This is a genomic window from Dyella solisilvae, assembly GCF_003351225.1.
Taxonomy (GTDB): domain Bacteria; phylum Pseudomonadota; class Gammaproteobacteria; order Xanthomonadales; family Rhodanobacteraceae; genus Dyella; species Dyella solisilvae.
Map to the genome: position 1 here is coordinate 476,549 of NZ_QQSY01000002.1, position 21,098 is coordinate 497,646.

The window sequence follows — 21,098 nt, forward strand, 5'->3', positions numbered from 1 at the left end:
GGTGTCGGCTCCACGCACGCCCGGAGCCGCCATGCCCGTCATGCTCGCCCTCGCCCTGCAGTTGAGCCCCGCCCTCAGCGACGATTTCCAGGCACGAGTGTCCCAGGCCAAGCTGGCGGAGAGCGCCGCCACCGGCCCGGGCTACCAGAAGGCGTTGTGGGATCGCATCGGCAACCCGACCACCGACGCCTACAAGTCCTGCCTGGCGAGCAACACGCCCGCTGACCCGTCGCCGTTCACGATGGTGGCGAACGTGACCGCCGACGGCCGACTCGAGCACATCGATGTGCAGCCGCAGACCGCGGTAGCCAAATGCATGGCCGGACAGTTCAGCAGCTGGACGTTGCCGCCACCACCGGCGGCGCCACGGCCGTACCCGATCGAGATCGACTTCAGCATCAAGAAATAGCGCCGATGGCCGATGCTTTCGGCATAGCCGCACCCGCGCGACGCAACGGATTGGCCTTCCGTCTGTCGCATTGCGGCGCGCAACACCCCTACAGTAGCCTCGGCTGACCGGAGAGGGGTCGCCGGTTCTGACAGGGGTGAAGGTGCGATGCAAACGACCGCGGGGATAGACCCGGGCTGCACACGGCCGGACGAGAATCCGTCGCGCAGGGCGTTGCGCGGGTATCGACGCTCGATGCCTCGCCCGACAGCTTCGCTGTTCCCGGCTTCGATGCGGTGGTACGCCTGATTTCGCGCTCGCTCGATGTGCCGCTGGTCTCGCTGGTGCTCAGCGGCGGCTCGGCCTATTGGTTTGCCAACGGCGCCGAACTGCCGACCCACGACACGCGCGGCCTGCACCCGCTCTATCTCGAAGCCGCTCGCAGCCTGCACCCGCACATCGTGCCCGATACCCTGCTTGACGAACGCTTCCGTGGCGCGGCGCTCAACCTCGCGGCGGCGCCGGGACCCATCCGCTTCTTCGCGAGCGAGCCGGTATGCACGCTCACCGGCCAGCAGATCGGGGCGCTGTGCGTGATGGACGTGAAGCCGCGCGAAGCCCTGACCGAAGGCGAGCGGATGTCGCTGCGTGACGCCGCGTCACTGATCGGCGCCGGCGTGGTGCTGCGCAGCTACCTGGGACGCACCGATCCGGTCACCCAGCTGCCGCACCGCTTCGCCTTCTTCGACGACCTGCGCCGACAGTTGCACGATGGCGCGCCGCATGCCTGGGTGATCGCCATCGACGTGGCGCCGGTGCAGCGTTTCAACGCCTTCATACGCGCCATGGGCCACGCCTACGCGGACGAGTTGCTGCGCGCGGTGGCCAACCGCGCGCTCGCCTGGATCCCGCCCGGCACGCACCTGTATCAAGTCGGCGCCACTCGATTCGCCGCGGTGCTTCCGGCGCAGCATCTGATCGACGAGACGGACCGGCTCGACGACCTGGTCGCACAGTTGCGTCGACCGTTCGATTGCCTCGGCATCCCGCTGACCATCCAGCCTGGCGTGGGCCTGCTGCAGATCGACGAACGGCAGCTGCGCGGAGGCGATCCGCTGCGACTGGTGATGAACGCCTCGCACGCCGCACAGCGCAGCATTCGCGGCTGGGCGGTGTACGACCACCGCCAGGACGATCAGCAACGGCAGGATTTTTTCCTGGTCACCGAGCTGGCCGCCGCGCTGACCGAGCGCGCCGAGCTGGACCTTCACTACCAGCCCCGGGTGGATCTCAACAGCGGGCGCTGCGTCAGTGTGGAGGCATTGGCGCGCTGGCATCACCCGACGCTGGGGACGATCCCGCCCAGCCTGTTCGTCGGCCTTGCCGAACGCGCCGGCCTGATGCACTCGCTGACCCAGTGGGTGCTGGAACATGGCATCGCCCAGCTCGCCGACTGGCGCCGGCAGGGACACGACTTCCGGCTTTCGCTCAATGTCTCCAGCACCGACCTGGATGCTGACCTGGTCGGGCGTGTGTGTCAGGTCGCCGAACAGCACAAGATCGGGCTGGATGCGCTGGAGCTGGAGTTCACCGAAAGCACCCTGATGGAACACAGCGCGACCAACCGCCGCCATCTCACTACCTTGCGCCAGTTGGGCGCCGGCATCGCGATCGATGATTTCGGCACTGGCTACAGCAACCTCGCCGCGCTGCGGCAGATGCCCGCCACCAGCCTGAAGATCGACCAGTCGTTCGTGCGCGACATGGGCGCCAGCCGCCATGACGAGGCGATCGTCCGCTCGGTCGCCGAGCTGGGGCGAAGCCTGGGTTTTCGCGTGGTGGTGGAAGGCGTGGAAACCTCCCACCTGTACGACAGCGTGCTGGGCATGGCCTGTGACGAGGCGCAGGGCTTCCATATCGCCCGGCCGATGCCGGCAGAAGAACTGCCGGACTGGCTGGCCCGGCAATCCGGCCTGCCCTCGCGTCAGGCCAGCCGCGCGTAGAAGGGCCCCTCCTACCGTGGGTTGGCCAACGACTCCGCCATCGCATCACGCATCAGGTATTTCTGCACCTTGCCGGTGATGGTCATCGGAAACGAGTCGACGAATCGCACGTAGTGCGGCACCTTGAAGTAGGCCAGGTGGTGGCGGCAGTAATCCTGGATCTCCGCCTCAGTGGCCTGGCAGCCTTCGCGCAGGCGGACCCAGGCGCACACCTGCTCGCCGAACCTCGCATCCGGCACGCCGAACACCTGCACGTCCTGCACCTTGGGGTGCGTGTACAGGAATTCCTCGATCTCACGCGGATACACGTTCTCGCCGCCGCGGATGATCATGTCCTTCAGGCGCCCGACGATGGTGCAGTAACCATCGTCGTCGATCACCGCCAGATCGCCGGTATGCATCCAGCCGGCTTCGTCGACAGCCTCGCGCGTGCGCGCCTCGTCTTCCCAATAGCCAAGCATCACCGAGTAGCCGCGCGTGCACAGTTCACCGGGCGTCCCGCGCGGAATGAGTCGGCCGCCCTCGTCCACCAGCTTCACCTCAAGGTGCGGATGGATGCGTCCCACGCTGTCCACGCGCCGCTCCAGTGGATCATCGAGCGTGGTCTGGAAGCTCACCGGGCTGGTCTCCGTCATGCCATAGGCGATGGTGACCTCGCTCATGTGCATCTCGCCCACCACGCGTCGCATCACTTCGATCGGGCACGGCGAGCCGGCCATGATGCCGGTGCGCAGCGAGCTGAGATCGAATTCCTTGAAGCGCGGATGCTCCAGCTCGGCGATGAACATGGTGGGTACGCCGTGCAGGCCGGTGCAACGTTCCTCCTGCACCGCCTCCAGCGTCGACACCGCGTCGAAGCCCTCGCCCGGGATCACCATGCAGGCCCCGTGCGTGACGCAGGCCAGGTTGCCGAGCACCATGCCGAAGCAGTGGTAGAACGGCACGGGAATGCACAGCCGATCCTGCTCGGTAAGGCGCATCGCCTCGCCGATGAAGTAGCCGTTGTTGACGATGTTGTGATGCGTGAGCGTGGCGCCCTTGGGCGAGCCGGTCGTGCCGGAAGTGAACTGGATATTCACCGGGTCGTCGAAACCCAACGCTTGCTCCAGCGCGTGCAGTCGCGCGACCGCCTCGGCATTGCCGCATTCGGCCAGTTCACGCCACGCTCGCGTACCCGGCGCAGCGTCTTCATCGAGCAGGATCACTTCGCGCAATGCCGGAAGCCGGCTGCTGGCCAGGGCTCCCGGCGCGCAGACGTTCAGCTCCGGCGCCAGCTCCATCAGCAGGTCCAGGTAGTGCGATGCCTTGAAGCGACGGGGCAACACCAGCGCGCGACAGGAGACCTTGTTGAGCGCGTACTCCAGTTCGTGCAGGCGATAGGCGGGATTGATGTTGACCAGAATCAGCCCGGCTTTCGGCGCCGCGAACTGCAGCACCACCCACTCGGCGCGGTTGGGCGACCAGATGCCCACGCGGTCGCCTCGTTGCAGACCCAACGCCAGCAGACCGGCGGCCACCTGCTCGACCTGCGCATGGAACTCGCTGTAACTCAGGCGCACACCCTGCGAGCGAACCACCAGCGCCGGACGTTCCGGATGCGCGGCGGCGATGCGATCGAGCAGCGATCCGACAGTGTCGCCCAGCAGCGGTTGCAAACTCACCCCGTTGACATAGCTTGCCGCGCGCATGGAACCATTCTCGAGGGTCGGCGCTCGAGCATAGCATCGGCCCCGTGAGCCCCCGATTTCGACCTTTGTCGGGGAGCGACGTGTGAGCTTGGGTCCTTGGGGGACGGGAGTATGGCCCCGGTGCGGCGGCCACATTTCGCGCACAGGACGCCCTCCTGTAAATGGTGGCGGGTAGCGCGCTAGGATCAGGCTTCGTTCCGCGGAGAGACCTCATGCGCCTGCACACCCTCGCCTTTGCCATGACCACCGCCCTGGCCGGCGCCGCCCACGCCGCCGACACCACCCAGCTCGTGCAGGGCGAGCTTCCGCAGGTCACCGCGTGGCGCCGCGACATCCACCAGCATCCGGAACTCAGCAACCGCGAGACGCGCACCGCGGCGCTGGTCGCCGCGCAACTGAAAAAGCTGGGCCTGGAAGTGCATACCGGCATCGCGCACACCGGCGTCGTCGGCATTCTCAAGGGTGGCAAGCCCGGGCCGAAACTGGCCATCCGCGCCGACATGGACGCGCTGCCGGTCACCGAGCAAGTGGACCTCCCGTTTGCCTCCAAGGCGATGGGCGAGTACCGCGGCAAGCCCACCGGCGTGATGCACGCCTGCGGTCACGACGCGCATACCGCCATGCTGCTCGGCCTGGCCACCGTGCTGGCCGGCATGAAGAAGGATCTGCCGGGTGAAGTGATGTTCGTGTTCCAGCCCGCGGAAGAAGGCGCTCCCGCCGGCGAGCAGGGCGGCGCCTCGCTAATGCTCAAGGAGGGCGTGTTCCGTGACTTCAAGCCGGATGCGATGTTCGGCATGCACGTGGTCAGCTCGCTCAACACCGGCACGGTGGCGGTGCGCCCGGGTCCGACCATGGCCGGCTCGGACTGGTTCAAGCTGGTGGTGCATGGACGCCAGACCCACGGCGCGATGCCGTGGAACGGCGTCGATCCGATCGTCACCGCGGCCGAGATCATCAATGACGCGCAGACCATCGTCAGCCGCAAGCTCAACATCGGCGAGCTGCCGGCGGTGCTGAGCTTCGGCATCATCGAAGGCGGCAGCCGCTACAACATCGTGCCCGACCAGGTGGAACTGCAGGGCACGCTGCGCACCTTCGACACGGCGATGCGCCAGCAGGCGTTCGACAGCCTGAGAGGCATCGCCGAACACGTCGCCGCCGCCAACGGCGCCACCGTCGACGCGCAGATCCCGGTGGGCGACAGCAACCCCGTGCTGGTCAACGACCCGGCGCTTGCCGCGCGCGTACGCACCAGCATCGGCAAGGCCATTGGCAACGAGCACGTGATCGAAGCCAAGCCCTGGATGGCCTCCGAAGACTTCGCCTACTTCGCCCGTGAAGTACCCAGCGTGTACTTCTTCGTCGGCTCCACCCCGGTCGGCCAGGACGCCTCCAAGGCGCCCGCCAACCACTCGCCGAAATTCTTCATGGACGAAGGCGCCCTGAAGATCGGCATGGAGTCGATGCTGCAGGCGACGCTGGACTACCTCAACACGCCGGCTACCTGAGCGGCGCTGAGCCAGGCCGTTGGCCAGCACGTCATCACGCGAGCGATCCCGCTCCCAGAGAGATCGCTTCGTCGTTTGAGGATGCGTTTCGCGTACGACTGAGACTGGCTCGAATCCCGCAGCGAAAGCCTGTGTCCGCCACGGACCCTCTTCGGCGTGCCGACAGCAAGAGCCGATGTAGCGGAGCCACATCCCGTTCCGTCAGGCACATACCCCCACGTATTGCGCTGGCCTCCCAGAAACGCGATCTTTGCTCCTCTGACGGCACCGCCGTCCTGGCCGTTCCCAAGAGATGACTCGATGATTCGATGGCGCCGTGACCGCATCCGCTCCGCGACTGACGGAGAAGCTGTGGAAGGAGTGGTTGATGGCCTGGTCGATGGCAACCTGCGTGGCTGGGCCTGGTTTCCGGGCAGTCCGGATGCCGTGGCGCGTGTCGCCATCCAGGACGGCAACGAAGTATTGGCGGAAGTAGAGGCGAGCGAATTCCGAAGCGACCTGGCCGCAGCGGGCAAGCGTGGTGGCCACTGTGCGTTCTTGATCCCGTTGCCACCCATGCCAGACGGCGGCGCCTCTCTTACCGTTGTGGTCGGCACGCGTGGTGGCAAGCACGAGTTGCCTGGTAGCCCGGTGACCGTGGTGCCCCGTCAAGGTTCCATTCAAACCAACGACATGCCCGACGTGTTGCCCGTGCCGCTGGGCACGGATCGGCTGCGCGGATCGCTCGACGCCTGCGGTCCCTCCCGCATTCGCGGATGGGCGCATTGGCTTGACGCAACGACGCATCCGGTGACGTTGCGGCTGCTGGAGGGCGAGCGCGAATGGATGCGCTTCGAGGCCAGTCAGTGGCGGGTGGATCTTGCCGGATTGCGCGATGGCGATGGCAGCTGCGGATTCGACCTGCCGTTGCCGGAAGCGCTGGGTGACGGCCAACTGCATATGCTGGAGCTTCGCGTGCTCGACGACGACAGCTCGCCGCTGCCGGGGCCCATCCGCGTCAGGGTAGCGACAGCGAATATGCCAGCCAGCGCCAAGGCCCGTCGCAACCCCAATCCACTCAAGCGTGGCGCAGGCGGCGGGGCGATCACGCTTTCGGTGATCGTCAACTTCTACAACATGCCACGCGAGGCTGCACGCACGCTCACCTCGCTTAGCCGACGCTATCAGACCGATATCGACGACCTCGACTACGAGGTGCTGTGCATCGACAACGGCTCGCAGCCACCACTGGACCCGGAGTGGATTTCCAGCTTCGGTCCAGAATTTCGCCTGATACGCCCTTCCCGCCTGCATCCCTCACCGTGCGGCGCCATCAACGAGGCGGCGCTGCAGGCCAGGGGGCGCTATCTCGCCGTGATGATCGACGGAGCGCATTTGCTGACGCCGGGCGTCTTCCGCGAAGCGCGGCAGGCCTGGCGCGAGCATGTCGGCGCCGTGGTCGCCGTGCGTCATTGGTTCATCGGCGGCGATCAGCGTTGGCTGGCCATGTCCGGCTACAGCCGCGAGCAGGAAGACCGTCTGTTCGACCGCATCCGCTGGCCTAGCAACGGCTACGAACTGTTCCGCATCGGTGCGCCGATCGGCGAAAACCCGGAACCATGGTTCGACAACCTAGCCGAGAGCAACTGCCTGATGTTGCCCACGGCACTGTACGACAACCTTGGAGGCATTGACGAAGCGTTCGACGAGGGCGGCGGGGGCTTCGCCAACCTGGACTTGTGCCGCCGTGCCAGCGAGATGGCCGAGGGCCCGCTGGTGTCGCTGATCGGCGAAGCGAGCTTCCACCAGTACCACGGCGGCACCACCACCAATGTGGACGACGACGCAAAGGATGTGCGCGTGCGCAGCTACGCCCGCGCTTACCGAACGCTGCGCGGCGAGGAATTCAACTGCATCCATCGCTCGCAACTCCAGTTCCGGGGCCATGTACCTTCGGAGTGTGCCATTGGGGTGCGTCAGCGCGTGCTGCTGCCGATGCGGCTGGAGGTCACTGAAAAGGTTCGGCGCGCCCAGTTGGCGGTGCATTTCGACGATGGCGCCCAAGCCTACCTGCAATCGGTTTACGGCGAGGCAGGTCTGCACCACGAAGTCAGCTGGCTCGGGCAGCCCGTGGGCGTGGCTCCCGCGGATATGAGCAGCCTGCAAGAAATCATTCATGAAGTGCGCCCTGACGCCGTGATCGCGGTGGGGGCGAAGAGCGGATTGGTGCGGTTCGTTGCGAACGTGCTTCAGGCTGCTGGCGCCGAAGGCACACGCGTCCTGTGCATCCAGTCATCCCACCCCTCAACGCCGTCCGTGGGCGTCACCTCCTTGCAAGGCGCACCCAATGATCCAGGCGTGCTCGCGACGGTGCGCAACTGGACAGGGTTGGCCGAGTCGGTGCTCGTCCTGTTCGCGGCCGAGCCCGCCGGCCATTTCACCAGGGAGGCGTTGCAAGCCTATGGCGCACTCGTCTCTCACCGTTCCTACCTGGTCTGCCTTGGCACGTTGTTCGGTCAGCCCTGGCTGGGTTATTCGCGGCGCCAGCATCTGCGCACCGTGCAGGACTTCGTCGACGGCGAGCGTGCTTTCGTGATCGATTCCAGCCGCGAGCGCCAATGGCTCAGCACCTGTCCTTCCGGCTATCTGCGCAAGGTTGGCGCCGCGATCACTGCGTCCAGCTGCGACCCGGCGCTCGACGACATTAATCTCGGGGCATTCGCTTCTTGGGAGATCTCCGCATGAACCGCTTCTGGCACCGCTACCTCAAGCCCCTGATCGACACCGCGCAGCCGCACCAACTCATCGAGATCGGCGCCGACCGCGGCTGGAACACGCGCAACATCCTCACGTATTGCCGCCAGACCGGTGCGCGTGCCGACATCATTGATCCCGCACCCCAGGCCAGCCTGCACCAGGTGCTTGCCGACTTCGGACCCGCCGAATATCGCTATCACCCGCTCAAGAGCGTGGCGGCGATTCCCCAGCTGGATACTCCAGACCTGGCGCTCATCGATGGCGACCACAACTGGGCCACGGTTTACAGCGAACTCACCCTGCTGCAGGCGCGCGCCGAACAGCAGAATCTGCCCCCGCCGATTGTGCTCGGTCACGACGTGGCATGGCCGTACGCGCGACGCGACATGTACTACAACCCCGACGACCTGGATGCCTCCCAGAAGCACGCCCACGCGTATATGGGCATGCTGCCCGGTGTGAACGAACTGGTCGAGCAGGGTATGAACGGCGTGCTTGCCAACGCGCTCCACGAAGGCGGCCCACGCAACGGCGTACTCACCGCCTACGAGGACTACATCGAAAGCTCGGGCATCGACTACACGTTTCGCAAACTGCCGTTCTTCAACGGCTTGGGCATCCTGGTTCCGGCGGCGCGTATGACGCCGAGGCTGCAGGCGCTGATCGACAGCTTCTTCACGGCTGAAAGCCTGCAAGAAGCGTGCATGGCGATCGAGGCCGACAGCATGCACCTGCGCGCCATTCTCACCCAGACCGAATCTTGCCTCACCCGCCGCACGGCAGCGTTGGAGCGCGCGCGCGAAGCCATTGATCTACAGCGCCAGCGCATTCTGGAACTGGAGCGACTGCTGGCCGCACGCGCGAGCACACCAGCCTGATGCCTCACAGGCGCAGCGGCACCTGCTGCGCCGGATACGCTGACGGCGCGAAGAACCACGATTCGATGGCATAGCGGTCCTTGCTGATGCCAACGGGCACGCCAGTGCGATGCAGGAACAAATGGTCAAACAGCATGGCATCTCCGGGAGCAAAGCGTGGACTCACGGTGGCCAGGCCTTCGGCGGCCTCCTGCACCATGCCCGGGCCGACGGACCAACTGAAGTTCGCACCATGCGTGCCGGTCGGCAGCACGCGCGACAGGCGCCTGGGCAGCAGTTCCAAGCCCGAGGCGTCTTTGCCACAGTGCGAGAGGCTCAGCCATAGATTGACGCTCCGAATGTGCTCGCCCATAAAGGCGCCGTCCTGGTGCCAGTCAGCCTCGCACTGCGTGGAAGGCACGCAGCGCAAAGTCGACTTGCCCACCGACAACATGGGGCGTTCGCCAAAGTAACCGGCGATCACGTCAATTAGGCCGCGCTCCTCGAACAGGCGAGTAACCTCATGTAACAGGCGCGGCGAATCGGCGGTCCAGACGCCCCCGGCGCCCTCGATCCAGTCGCGAGCCATGGCAAGATCGCAGCCGTCGTGCAAGGGTAGACGCGCATACCACGGCGAGGGAAATTCGCCTTGACCCTGCATGCGCCATGCGGCGCAAGCGTCAATTGCATGGCGAATGCCTTCGGCCAATGCCTCAGCGTGCGAAACAGCGAGCAATCCACGCACCAGAAGCGCACCGTGGTGCTGGATCCCCGCGGCTAGCGTACGCGCATCTAATTCGTCGGCTGCGATTTCCGGAACTCCGACACAGTCGGCAAACGGATCGGGCCATGCATCAAACTTTGCTTCGGCTGCACTTGGTTGCGGCGGATGCTGGACATAGGCCAAGTAACGACACTCAGCCAGGAGTCGCTCCAGCTGCACGTCGCTACCCTGCTTCAGTTGAGCCACGAGCAAGTCGATGGCATCGTCATGACGATGCTGCTGCATAAGCCATCGAGCGTGGGCGAAAGCAGGTTTCACTACTTCATCAACTCCCATGGATTACTCCGATCCCGCTGCGTCAAGACGCTGTTCGTCGCACATCGTATCGACGACGGCCTGCCCTCGCCGCAGGAAATCGTCCTGGGCCCGCGCAGGCGACGTGACAGTCGCCACCTCAAGCATATGTTTGTGAAAGAGACACATGACCCGCTGCACGCCCTGCTCGTTGACCGACCGTCGGTCGGACGCAAAAAATGCGGCACCGCCGACCTGCACGATCTCGAACGCCGGAAAATAGTAGACGCCTTGCAACCGGGTCAGCTGCTGCGCCGCCACTCGCAAGATGGCCTTCGCATGTGTTGTGGCCGTGAGCACATGCTCCTCGCGCGCGGTCGCGGCCAGCGGTATCGGTGAAACAGTAAGCATAAGCTTGAGACGCGGATTGACGCGCCTGACTTCTTCGACAAACGTCATGACATCCGCCACGACATCGGCCACCTCGAGTTCCAGTAGCTGATGCCTCGCCGCATCGAATCGTCCAGCCGCCACGCCAGGGCACAGGGGATAGACGGCGCCGTCCTCGCGGGCTGCCCAGCACTCCGTCAGCCCCAGAGTAAAGACCAGCACGTCCGCTTCGCCGAAGGCCCGCCGCACCGCCGCGAAATGCTGGCGCCGATCTTCCTCGAATTCGCGCAGCGAACTGAACCCACCAGGTTGGATTGTCGGGCGAAACGGATCGTACCAACCATCCTCGCCTTGCCAGACGTCGTCGGCGGGCATGAACACTCCGCAGGCGCGTCGCCAAAGCTGCAACAACTGGCGCGAGGTATAGATGTTCCCGTACCGCGCCGAATACACGCCATAGTTGAAGGCCGTCGCTAGCGCGCCATCCAACAAGGGGTGCGCCGGCTCGGTCTCGAAGCAGCCAAAACCAAATTTCTGCAGGTAACGGCTGAGATGTTGCGCGAAGCAGCTGCCGGCGGTGACCACTCTGGTCTGCGGTCCGATGCGGAACGCGGGCGGCGAGACAGGATCGATCTCCATGACCGACCTTTCCGCCATGGCGCGGCTCCAGCGGCGCGCGTCTGGGATGTCGCGATATGGATGGTTCACGCAAGCTGTCTCATCTGTGCCAGCACTAGTGCGCCATACGCCACATTCGCATGAGCGCCGTCGCCGTAATACAGGTCGCGCAGGAAGCCACGGGGATTCGCGCTCTGAGTAGGACACGGCAGGAATGCAGCGCCGGCCTTCCTGCACCAATCCCGCAACACGTTTGAGTGCAGCCGCCACAGCTTGTACCGTAAAGGTGCCGGCGATATATCGTGAAGCATGCCTGGATACAGAGGCCAGGGGATGTCCGGGCGCATGCGTTCCGCGTCCTCGTACGGCGGAGGCGGTTCAACATGAACCAGCGACCCCGGACACACCTCGCGCACATGGCCCATCAACGACAGGAAATCCGCCATCAACGACTCCAATACACGGCGGACGGCCGTCGCCGGGAGCACTTCCGCCTCTGCATCGAGCGCCAAATGTGGTGCATCAGGGAGCACGAAATCGAACCTGCGCGGATGCACCAACATCCCAAGTACCCCGTGGGCGGCGCCGCCGATCATTGAAAACACGGGGCCTCGATGCTGGCCAAGTCGTCGCGCCAAGTCATCGGAAAGGCGTAATCCCGCACCCTGCCGGACCGTCGCCCCTGGCATCTCCCAAAAATTGAGCGCTACAAGCCCTATGCCTGCCTCAACGCTGGCGCGAGACACACTGGCCACATGGCTATGGCCGATGCAAAGCAGGCCGTTCAAGCTGTGGCCGGAAGCCATCGCGGCGTCTCCGATGTCTCGGCCTGCACCACTGGCAGCGGCCGTGGCGGAAAGGACAATGCAAAGGGTTCGGCTGTCAACGTGAGGTTGCGGTTGTATGCAGGATCGTAATCAAGCTGCCGCCCCCAGCGGCGCCTCAACAGCTCAACCTCGCGCGCGAAGCGCTCGCGCTTCTCCGGCGTGTCTTCAGGACCCCGCGTGGCAGACTCGTGATGAATGAGCTCTGAGAACGGCGTCCAAATGTTGTAGTAGCCGCGCTCGCGCACACGCAGGCAAAAGTCGACATCGTTGAACGCAACGGCAAACGACTCGTCTAACCCCCCCACCTCGAGGTAAACGTCGCGCCGCACGACAAGGCAGGCAGCAGTGACCGCGCTCATCTCCTGGGTCAGGCAGGCGCGGCCCATCTGGCCAATATAGCCCTTGGGCATACCGCAATAGGGATGCGCCGCCGCCCCCCCCACGCCGGTGATCACGCCAGCATGTTGAATGGTCCCATTGGGGTAATAGAGCATCGCCCCCACGGCGCCCACGTGAGGTCGCAGCGCGTGGCTCACCATCTCTTCCAGCCAGTCCGGGGTGATCACCTCGATATCGTTGTTCATCAGGCACACGAGATCGCCAGAGCAGCTGGCGACCGCTACATTGTTGATCCTCGAATAGTTGAACCGCTCGGCATGCTGAAGCACGCGAACCCGCGGATTCGTGGCGACTTCGTCCAAATAGTCGAGCGTCGCGGCCTCGCTGGACTGGTTGTCCACGATGACGATTTCATAGTTGGCGTAGCTCGTCAGCGCGAGGATGGAATCCACGCATTGGCGCAGCAGTTCCACGCGGTCGCGGGTAGGAATGACGATGCTGACCAGCGGCACCACATTCGGCAACGGATGTCGCACGCGGAACATGCCGAGCTTGCCGTCGATCTCGGTGACCGCTGTACCGGTTCGCGCCATACGCTCGAGATGCTCGCGCACGGCGCGCAACCCGGCGGAATGGGCGTAGCTCTTCTGGCCGACGCCTTGTGCCGTGGAACCCTGCACTGCACGCCAGTGATAGAGAACCTCGGGCACGTGTCCAATCTGCTCACGATGCAGGCGCTCTATGCAGCGCAGCGCCAGATCCCAATCCTGGCTGCCTTCCAAACCCTCGCGGAACCCACCCACTGCATTCACCAATGCACGTTCGTAGACGCTCAAGTGGTTGATGCAATTCTGCCCGCAGAAGAGATCCGGGTTCCAGTCCGGCTTGAAGTATGGATCGTACCGCTGCCCTTTGGCATCGATCTTGTCCTCGTCGGAATAGGCCATGCGCCAATGCTGATTGAGCTGAAAAGCCTCGGCCATGACGGCCAGCGCCTCTGGATGCAGCTCATCGTCATGGTCGAGCAAGGCGATGTACTCACCACGAGCCATCGCCAACGCGCTGTTCGATGCGGCGGAGATATGCCCATTCGATGCACGCCAGGTGATGCGTATGCGCGCATCGTGGTCGACATATTGCTGCAGTATCCGGCGCACGTGCGGCTCAGTGGAGGCATCATCGGCGATGCATAGCTCCCAGTGCGGATATGTCTGGGCCAGCACGCTGTCAAGGCATTGCCGCAGCCATACGTCCGGCGTGTTGTAGGTGGGCACCAGTATCGAAATCAGTCGTGGGTGCAACGTGTCCGTTTCAACCTTGGTTGCAGGACCATAGAGATCCAACCATCGCTCGTACGCAGGCGTTGGCGCTCCCAGTCGCATGTAACAGCCATGCAACCACGAAGCGAAAGCGCTTACCCCCCCCTGACGCAAGTGGGACCACGCCTCTCTCCACACGCCATTGGGATTATGGGATACCTCCATGCCGTATCGATGGAGCGCGAAGAGCATTCGCAGCGCTGCACTGGGCCGCGCCAGCGGGGCCAGTGAAAGCTTGCGCAGGCGGAAAGTGCAGATGCCTTCGTCTGGATCGAACCTCAATCCGCACACATCGTGTGAAAACACCACGACGCCGCTATGACGACGCCGTCCAGGACGTACAAAATGTAGAGGTATCGACCAGGCCTCGTGCATGCCCAGACCATGATCCACGTAGAGCCGCGGCATCGGTCGAGCAGGCCCAGTTACTTCCATCTCCACCGAGATTCGGTGCCAGCCCGCGCGCAGCGGCAATAAGGGGCTATGACATGCAAAGTAAGGATCATTTCCGGTAGACCGCCAAGTGTCGTTTGCGACCTGTTCCAAGTCGTGCAACGGATACAGATCGACACGCCCCCCCAGCACCCGCCTGACAAGTCCGCGTAGGTGGCCGAACCATCGGCTTGATCTCAGTAGCCCGCGTATGGCCATCAGCCAGCACCTCGTCGAAACCACGCCCAGATGTTGCGATTCGCCAGTCGCCTGACGCTTGCTTCAAGTCGCTGCACTTGATCACGCAGATCACCCAGCTGCTGCGCTTGCAAGACGCTTGTTTCAAGTCGCCGCACCTGATCACCCAGATCACCCAATTGCTGCGCTTGCAATCGGCTCATCTCACTCAACTCAATTTGAAGGTGCGCTTGCCCCTGCGTGATTTCACGCGCATCCGTGCGTTGACGCGACAGGGCAGCCATGTCCGACAAGGATGTCGCGCGACAATCAAGAAACGAGCGGATGGCCGGATCGCTCAAAACCACTTCGTAGTCAATCCTCACCGCCACCTCGACAGCACCCTCGCCGTCAAGACAGACGATGGCGCTCCCTGTTTCAAATTCGAGGTACGGGTCGCCGTCGAAGGCAACCATGCGTAATTCGTCTACTTGGGGACTGGGCAGAAGCTCTCCGTGCACAATCCCCACGCGACTCGCCAAGCCTTCCAAAGCGAGCGGGGCGCCCGTCTGACGCTTCACGCTTGCGCGGCGCAATCGGTAGACACCCGGAAAGTCCGAAAAATCGAGCCTCAGGTAATCTGGCCTCACGTCGGACGGAAGGTGGAAGTGAACGTCGATATCGCCATCCGCTCCGTCCAGTCTGACTGGAATCGAGCGGCTATCGTCGTAGGCTTCACCGTGGCTGCGATAATAGAGGCGACAGACGACCGGCTGGCGCTCCACATGCACGCCAACTACCGGTCTCTCCTCTCCATCCACGAGCGAGCCCGCCAAGGCTTCAAAGAAACTGCGGACGATTGAAGGCTCGGCGTGCGCGCGTCGCATAAAAGCCATGAACGCTTCGGGCGCCCTATCACCGACGACAACCACACCCAGTCCACTGCTGTGCAGGAAGTCGAAAGACCGAAACTGGGCCGACAGCTCGTCAAAGAACGGCCCTACGCCAAAAGCCCTGTCGCGGACCTGCGTGTCATGTAGCAAGACCACGGCACGGCGGCTCAGCTTGCTCCGCCATGTCTCGAAATCGTGGCGCACGGCTTCGTAAGTGTGCAGCCCATCGATATGCAGAAGGTCGATGCTCCCATCCTCAAACTCATCAACGGCATCGTCGAATTGCCTGCGCAATAGGCGTGAAAAATGGCCATACAGGGGATCATGCCTGGCGCGCAATGAGTCAAGCACTTCCTCGCCGTAATGCGAAGCGTGGTCGTCTCCCTTCCAGCTGTCCACTGCAGTGCACCGGGAGCTGAGCCCAAGCTCCTGCACCGCCTGGCAGAATGCCAGATAGGAATTACCCGAATGCGTGCCCAGCTCAACCACGCTCGAAGGCCTCAGTAGATCCACGGCCAGATAGGCGAACGGGATATGTCCCACCCAGCTGTAGGGCGCAGCCACGCGTGGCTTCATCAGGATGATCGGATGGGCGTCCAGATAAAATTCACTGGTCATGCAACGTGAGCTCCAGCCGTACATCAAGCATGGGAATGCCTACCAACCCGGAAGCAATTGCGCCACCTACCGCTGAGAATCGCAGCGCTTCATGCAGCCATTGTTGAATGACGTGTTGTTCCTGGCTGCCCTCGGCCACGCCGATCGCAATGAAATATTCTCCTGGACACAACCTGGGCATATCAAAGCGGAATCTCGCCCTGAACCTCTGGTCAGCGCGGACGGAAAAGCCCTCTTCCGTAGTCAGCGCAGTGTTGTCCCCGAACAGCAGCTGGCCAAACTTGTCCTTGACATAGAAGCCCACGATGACACTGTGCATGTAGGCCTGCGCACACATCTCGATCTCGAGGTCGACGCACTCGCCCGCGACAGCGATGGAAACCGGCTGGCCATCCGGCTTGCACAGCTGGACGTGTGTCACACGAGCCCGATATTCGCCGAATCCCTCTTCGGATGGGTTGAAGGGGAAAACGTGGATATCGTTGCGCAAGATCGACCTGTCAATGAGTTCCTGCCGTGCATCCACTCGTCGAGCGCTATTCGACGTTGGCGAGGGCGCCTTGGGCGCTCTTCCGCCGACAATACCTTGCCGTTCGATCAGCGCGGCCTGCAGATACGACTCCATGACCGTGCGAGCATCGCCGGCACGCTGCACTTTGCCGTGTTCAAGCCATACCGCCCGGTCGCACAGACTGGTCACCGCGCCACCGTCGTGGCTCACGAAAAGCATGGTGCCGCGCTTGCAGAACTCGCGCAGATAGCGCATGCATTTCTGCATGAAGAACGCATCGCCCACCGCCAGCGCTTCATCGATGATCAGCACGTCAGCGTCGACGTGGACGATCACCGCAAAGGCCAGGCGCATGACCATGCCGGTGGAATAGTTGCGCACGGGCTGGTCTACGAACTCGCCAATATCTGCATAGGCGAGGATGTCACCGATGCGCGCGTCGATCTCCGCACGACTCAGGCCGAGGATCGAGGCATTGAGATAGACGTTCTGGCGCCCGGTGAATTCCGGATTGAAGCCGCTGCCCAATTCGAGCAGCGCCGCGACCCGCCCTCTCACCGCCACTGTGCCCTCGGTGGGCTTGAGCGTGCCGGCAATCATCTGCAGCAGGGTGGACTTGCCCGCACCGTTTCGCCCGACGATCCCCACGGTCTCGCCGCGGCGCACCTGGAATCCCACCTCTCGCAACGCCCAGAACTCACGGTAGAAGCGATGCCGATGTCCGACCAGGCTTTGCAGCATGCGATGCACCGGCTTCTCGTAGAGCTGGTAGCTCTTGCCGAGACCATGCACCTCAATTGCCACCTCGTCGGCTGCCGGACTCACGGGCGCCATGGCTTCGGCCAGCTCAGAGGACATCGGCAAACCCGTCCCGCGTACGCTGGAACCAGCCGTAGCCGATCAGTACGACCACAATCGACGCCAGGCCATACAGGCCCAGCGCCTGCCAGTCAGGCGCCTGACCGAACAGCACGACGTCGCGCGTCTGTTCGATGATCAGGGTGAGTGGGTTCCAATGCAGCCAGCTGCGATATGGCTCATGCAGGCTCGAGGCGGGATAGAACACCGGGCTCAGAAACATCAGGATGGCCGAGATCACGCCGGCCACCTGGGCAATATCGCGGATGAACACGCCCAGAGAAGCCATCAGCCAGCAGACGCCACACAACAGCAGCACATAGGGGGCGAACACGATCGGCAAATAGAGCAGGCTCGCATGTAGCGCATGCTGGGTCATCAACACGAACACCAGCAGCACCATGAGGCTCAGCAAGGTATTGAACAGCGAGGAGGCCACCGTCACGCACGGCAGGATGGCCAGGGGAAACACCACACGCTTGACCAGATTGCTCTGGGAAACGATCACCATGGGACCGCGCACCAGGCATTCGGCCATCAGCGTATGAACGATCATTCCGGAAAAGATCATCAGCGAGAAATCCGCGCCGCTGGCCAGGTTGGGCCAGCGCATGCCGAGAAACTCCCGGAACGCCAGCGTGTACACAGCCAGCATCAGCAGAGGATTGAAGAACGACCACAATAGGCCGAGAAAGGATCCGCTGTAGCGACTGGCGATGTCGCGCTTGAGCAATTCCCAGAACACATCGCGCCGTGCCCAGGCCCGTCCCAGGGGGGACGTTCGAGCCATGTCCATGCTCAGGAGGCCTCCGGGGGCATGAAGGTGCGCGCGCCTTCGCCAGCAACCTGGGCTCGGGCAATCCGGGGCACGCCCGGAGAAGGGCATCGCACCCCCGCGCAGCATCCCGCCCTCTCGCGAAGGAGGCTCCGGGCGCTAGCACAAATCGATAGGGCCATCGGCAAGGTATTCGTGATGCTGAAAGTGGGGTTCAGTATCCAGAAACCATACGGGGAAGTACATACAAATTGGTCGGGATTACCTCACATCCGCGCCACGCGCCTGCCGCGAAGCACCTCGACCAGTTCACCAGCCAGGCTCACCCGCAAAACCATCAGGTCCGCCCCGAATCCCGCAAGGATCCAACGACCATGGGGTGGCTGGTAAACGAAGCGGATGTCGTGAAAACGAGGGGCCAGGTCTACCGACTGGAATAAATCGCGGGCCCGCTGCAACGCAACAGGCTGTCTGTCCACCAGTGCGGTTCATTCGGGATAGAACGCCTCGCGTCGCAGCAACCGGGCCGACGTGGCGCATTGCACCGGCACCTGCTCGCGCGTCAGCACAGTGGCTGGCCGCGACCTGACAAGCCGCGACCAACGCCCGCCGCGTCTCAACCTGCGGCAATTGCCAGCGAGTCGCCAGCCGCCGCACCAAACGACGGCGGTCGATCGGCCAGCGCCTCGCCAAACGCCTTGTTCGGCGTGGCGGACATGTGGAATTCCAGCACGCCGCCGGCGGCGAGTTCGGCGTGGCCGATCCAGCTCCGCGTCCGCGGCTTGCCGTTCCATGTCACTGACTGGATATACGGCTTGTCCGGGGCGTTGCCGATGGCGCGGATAATCAGCTTGCGGCCGCCGGCGAGTTCGAGTTCGGCCCCATCGAGCGCCGGGCTGCCGAACACGTAGTGCGCGCTCACCGGGTCGACCGCGTACAGGCCCAGCGCGCTGAGCACGTACCACGCGCTCATCTGACCGCAGTCCTCGTCGCCGGCCAGGCCGTCAGGCTCCGGCGCGTACATGGTGTCCATCAGCATGCGCACGCGCTGCTGGGTCTTGTAGTGCGCGCCGGTGTACGCGTACAGGTAAGCCATGTGGTGGCTGGGTTCGTTGCCGTGCGCGTACTGGCCCACCATGCCGGCGATATCCGGTGGCGCGTCCGCCGGCAGGTCGGAGCTCGTGGTGAACAGGCCGTCCAGCTTGGCCTCGAACGCCTGCTGGCCGCCGAACAGGCCCATGTAGGCGTACAGGTCGTGCTGGTTGAGGAAGGTGGCTTCCCAGGAGTTGGATTCGGTGAAGTCGCGCCAGCGCGAGGAATGGCCCATGCCGCGCGGGTCGAACGGTTCCAGCCAGTGCCCGTCCGCGGCGCGCGGGCGGACGAAGCTCATCGACTCGTCGAACAGGTGGCGGTAGTTGCGTGAGCGTTCGCGTAGTGCGCGCGCATCGTCATGGGCGCCGGCGGCATCGGCCAGATGCGCCACCGCCCAGTCGTCATACGCGTATTCCAGGGTTTGGCTGACGCCCTCGTGTTCCTTGTCGCTGGGCAGGTAACCGAGCTTGCGGTAGTAGGCCAGGCCACGATAGTCATCCTCGAAGGCGCGCTTGCGGAACACCGGCCAGGCACGTTGGTGATCGATGCCCGTGAAACCCTTGGCGAGGGCTTCGGCGATCACCACGGCCGAGTGGTGGCCGATCATGCATTCGGTTTCCACACCTTGCAGCGGCCAGATTGGCGGCCCCTTGGGACTCTCCACCGCCATGCGCACGAGGCAGTTGACCATGTCCGGCACGCGCTCGGGCTGGTACAGCGTGAACAGCGGATGCAGCGCGCGGTAGGTGTCCCACAGCGAATAAGTGCTGAAGTTGTGCTGCCCCTCGGGCAACTGGTGCACAGCCAGGTCCATGCCGCGATAGCGGCCGTCGACGTCGCTGAACAGCGTCGGCGCCAGCATGGTGTGATAGAGCGAGCTGTAGAAATTGCGCAGCGTCGACGGCGACTGGGAGCTGACCCGGATGCGGCCAAGCTCACGCTCCCACGCCGCCGCGGCGGCCTGCTGGATGTGCTCGAAATCCCAGCCGGGCATCTCCGCGTCGAGATTGCGCAAGGCGCCTTCGATGTCGACGGCCGAGATGCCGACCTTGACCAGCAGTGGCGCGCCGGAAACCTGGCTGAAGTGCAGCGTCGCCTTCAAGTGGGCGCCCTTGGCTTTGCGCGTGTCAGACGGCAGGGCCTGGTCTTCGGAATACAGCGTCGCCCGCATGATCGGCTGCGAGACCTTCATCGCGAAGTAGATGTGGCGGCCATTGGCCCACTGGTGCACGCGTCGCCCGCCCACCAACGTGTCGTTGCCGACCAGCCGCAGTTCTGCGTCGGTCACGACGGCGGGTACGTCGGCGTGATCGTGGAACCCATGCGTCATGTCGACCAGCAAATGCCCGTCGCCCGCCTGCCCGAAGGTGTAGCGATGCATGCCGGCGCGCTCCGTGGCGGTCAGCTCCGCGTGAATGGCGTGGTCGGTCAGCCGCACCTCGTAATAGCCGGGGCGCGCGTGCTCCGAGCTGCGGTCGTAGCGGGAACGATAGCCCTTCCCCGGTTTCGGCTTCTCGTCGGGTGGCAGCATGGCAGTGGGACTCACCATGCCGTCGTAGCGCGAGTGGTGGTTCCGGTCCGGCAGGCCGCGATCGCCAGGTTGCAGCAGCACGGGACCTTGCGCAGGCATCACCAGCACATCCATCAGGTCGCCGTCGCCGGTGCCGCTCAGGTGCGTATGCGAGAAACCCATGATCGAGCCGTCGAGCTGGTGATAGCCCGCGCAGGCATCCCAGCCGGCGTCGTTGGTGTCCGGACTGAGCTGCACCATGCCGAAAGGCATCGAGGCGCCCGGGAAGGTATGGCCGTGCCCCGCGGTGCCGACGAAAACGTCGACGTACTGCGACAGGCCGGTGGCACCCGCACGCATCGAGCCAGTGGCCCCGTTGCCGGCGGATGCCTGAGCCACTCCACGCGCCAGGGCAGTGAGCGGTGTGCCCAGCACCGTGAGCGCCCCGAGACCCTGCAGGAACTGCCGACGTGACACCATCTTGCACTCTCCCTCAAGCTGTCTATGTGCGCCACATGCAGCGAAGCTTGCGTGCATGCGG

General features: G+C 64.0%; 14 protein-coding genes. 5 read left to right on the forward strand and 9 right to left on the reverse strand.

Going from position 1 to position 21,098, the window contains the following annotated elements:
- Positions 1 to 31: 31 nt before the first annotated feature.
- Positions 32 to 409: a peptidase C13 gene (locus DVT68_RS09385; RefSeq protein ID WP_114824811.1), complete on the forward strand. Its 378-nt coding sequence runs from the start codon at positions 32 to 34 to the stop codon at positions 407 to 409.
- 275 nt (positions 410 to 684) lie between these two features.
- The gene (locus DVT68_RS09390) at positions 685 to 2,391 is read left to right on the forward strand and encodes a putative bifunctional diguanylate cyclase/phosphodiesterase (protein WP_233523412.1); all 1,707 of its coding nucleotides are present in this window, start codon (positions 685 to 687) and stop codon (positions 2,389 to 2,391) included.
- An 11-nt stretch (positions 2,392 to 2,402) separates the two neighbouring features.
- Here the strand turns inward: DVT68_RS09390 and DVT68_RS09395 are convergent, their stop codons facing one another.
- Entirely contained in the window at positions 2,403 to 4,079 is a 1,677-nt protein-coding gene (locus DVT68_RS09395) for an AMP-binding protein (RefSeq protein WP_114824813.1), read from the reverse strand.
- Positions 4,080 to 4,291: 212 nt separating this feature from the next.
- On the opposite strand from DVT68_RS09395, the gene DVT68_RS09400 reads away from it, so the two are divergent.
- The 3 genes from DVT68_RS09400 to DVT68_RS09410 all read left to right on the forward strand — a co-directional run bounded on the left by DVT68_RS09400 (position 4,292) and on the right by DVT68_RS09410 (position 9,201).
- Positions 4,292 to 5,587 carry an amidohydrolase gene (locus DVT68_RS09400; protein ID WP_114824814.1) on the forward strand — a complete coding sequence of 432 codons (1,296 nt, stop codon included), beginning with the start codon at positions 4,292 to 4,294 and terminating at the stop codon, positions 5,585 to 5,587.
- A gap of 351 nt (positions 5,588 to 5,938) precedes the next feature.
- The gene (locus tag DVT68_RS09405) at positions 5,939 to 8,311 is read left to right on the forward strand and encodes a CmcI family methyltransferase (RefSeq protein ID WP_158543479.1); all 2,373 of its coding nucleotides are present in this window, start codon (positions 5,939 to 5,941) and stop codon (positions 8,309 to 8,311) included.
- Positions 8,308 to 9,201, forward strand: a complete 894-nt coding sequence (locus DVT68_RS09410) for a class I SAM-dependent methyltransferase (RefSeq protein WP_114824816.1) — start codon at positions 8,308 to 8,310, stop codon at positions 9,199 to 9,201. The genes DVT68_RS09405 and DVT68_RS09410 overlap by 4 nt, the downstream gene beginning before the upstream one ends.
- Positions 9,202 to 9,205: 4 nt before the next feature.
- Here DVT68_RS09410 and DVT68_RS09415 read toward each other — a convergent pair whose 3' ends face one another.
- From DVT68_RS09415 to DVT68_RS09455, 8 genes are all read right to left on the reverse strand, one after another.
- On the reverse strand, positions 9,206 to 10,240 hold the full coding sequence (locus tag DVT68_RS09415; RefSeq protein WP_158543480.1) for a phytanoyl-CoA dioxygenase family protein: 1,035 nt from the start codon (positions 10,238 to 10,240) through the stop codon (positions 9,206 to 9,208).
- Between the two features lie 3 nt (positions 10,241 to 10,243).
- A complete protein-coding gene (locus DVT68_RS09420) occupies positions 10,244 to 11,296 on the reverse strand; it encodes a GSCFA domain-containing protein (protein ID WP_147281695.1) in 1,053 nt (350 codons plus the stop codon).
- Positions 11,293 to 12,012, reverse strand: coding sequence for a hypothetical protein (locus tag DVT68_RS09425; protein WP_114824819.1), 720 nt, complete (start codon positions 12,010 to 12,012; stop codon positions 11,293 to 11,295). The genes DVT68_RS09420 and DVT68_RS09425 overlap by 4 nt, the downstream gene beginning before the upstream one ends.
- Positions 11,991 to 13,715 carry a glycosyltransferase family 2 protein gene (locus DVT68_RS09430; protein ID WP_233523413.1) on the reverse strand — a complete coding sequence of 575 codons (1,725 nt, stop codon included), beginning with the start codon at positions 13,713 to 13,715 and terminating at the stop codon, positions 11,991 to 11,993. The genes DVT68_RS09425 and DVT68_RS09430 overlap by 22 nt, the downstream gene beginning before the upstream one ends.
- Before the next feature lie 626 nt (positions 13,716 to 14,341).
- On the reverse strand, positions 14,342 to 15,811 hold the full coding sequence (locus DVT68_RS09435) for a class I SAM-dependent methyltransferase (protein WP_158543481.1): 1,470 nt from the start codon (positions 15,809 to 15,811) through the stop codon (positions 14,342 to 14,344).
- Complete coding sequence (locus DVT68_RS09440) at positions 15,801 to 17,180, reverse strand: ABC transporter ATP-binding protein (RefSeq protein ID WP_233523414.1); 1,380 nt, start codon at positions 17,178 to 17,180, stop codon at positions 15,801 to 15,803. The genes DVT68_RS09435 and DVT68_RS09440 overlap by 11 nt, the downstream gene beginning before the upstream one ends.
- Complete coding sequence (locus DVT68_RS09445; RefSeq protein ID WP_233523415.1) at positions 17,170 to 17,970, reverse strand: ABC transporter permease; 801 nt, start codon at positions 17,968 to 17,970, stop codon at positions 17,170 to 17,172. Before DVT68_RS09445 ends, DVT68_RS09440 begins: the two co-directional genes overlap by 11 nt.
- A gap of 601 nt (positions 17,971 to 18,571) precedes the next feature.
- Positions 18,572 to 21,037, reverse strand: a complete 2,466-nt coding sequence (locus DVT68_RS09455; protein WP_114824823.1) for a GH92 family glycosyl hydrolase — start codon at positions 21,035 to 21,037, stop codon at positions 18,572 to 18,574.
- Between the last annotated feature and the right edge of the window lie 61 nt (positions 21,038 to 21,098).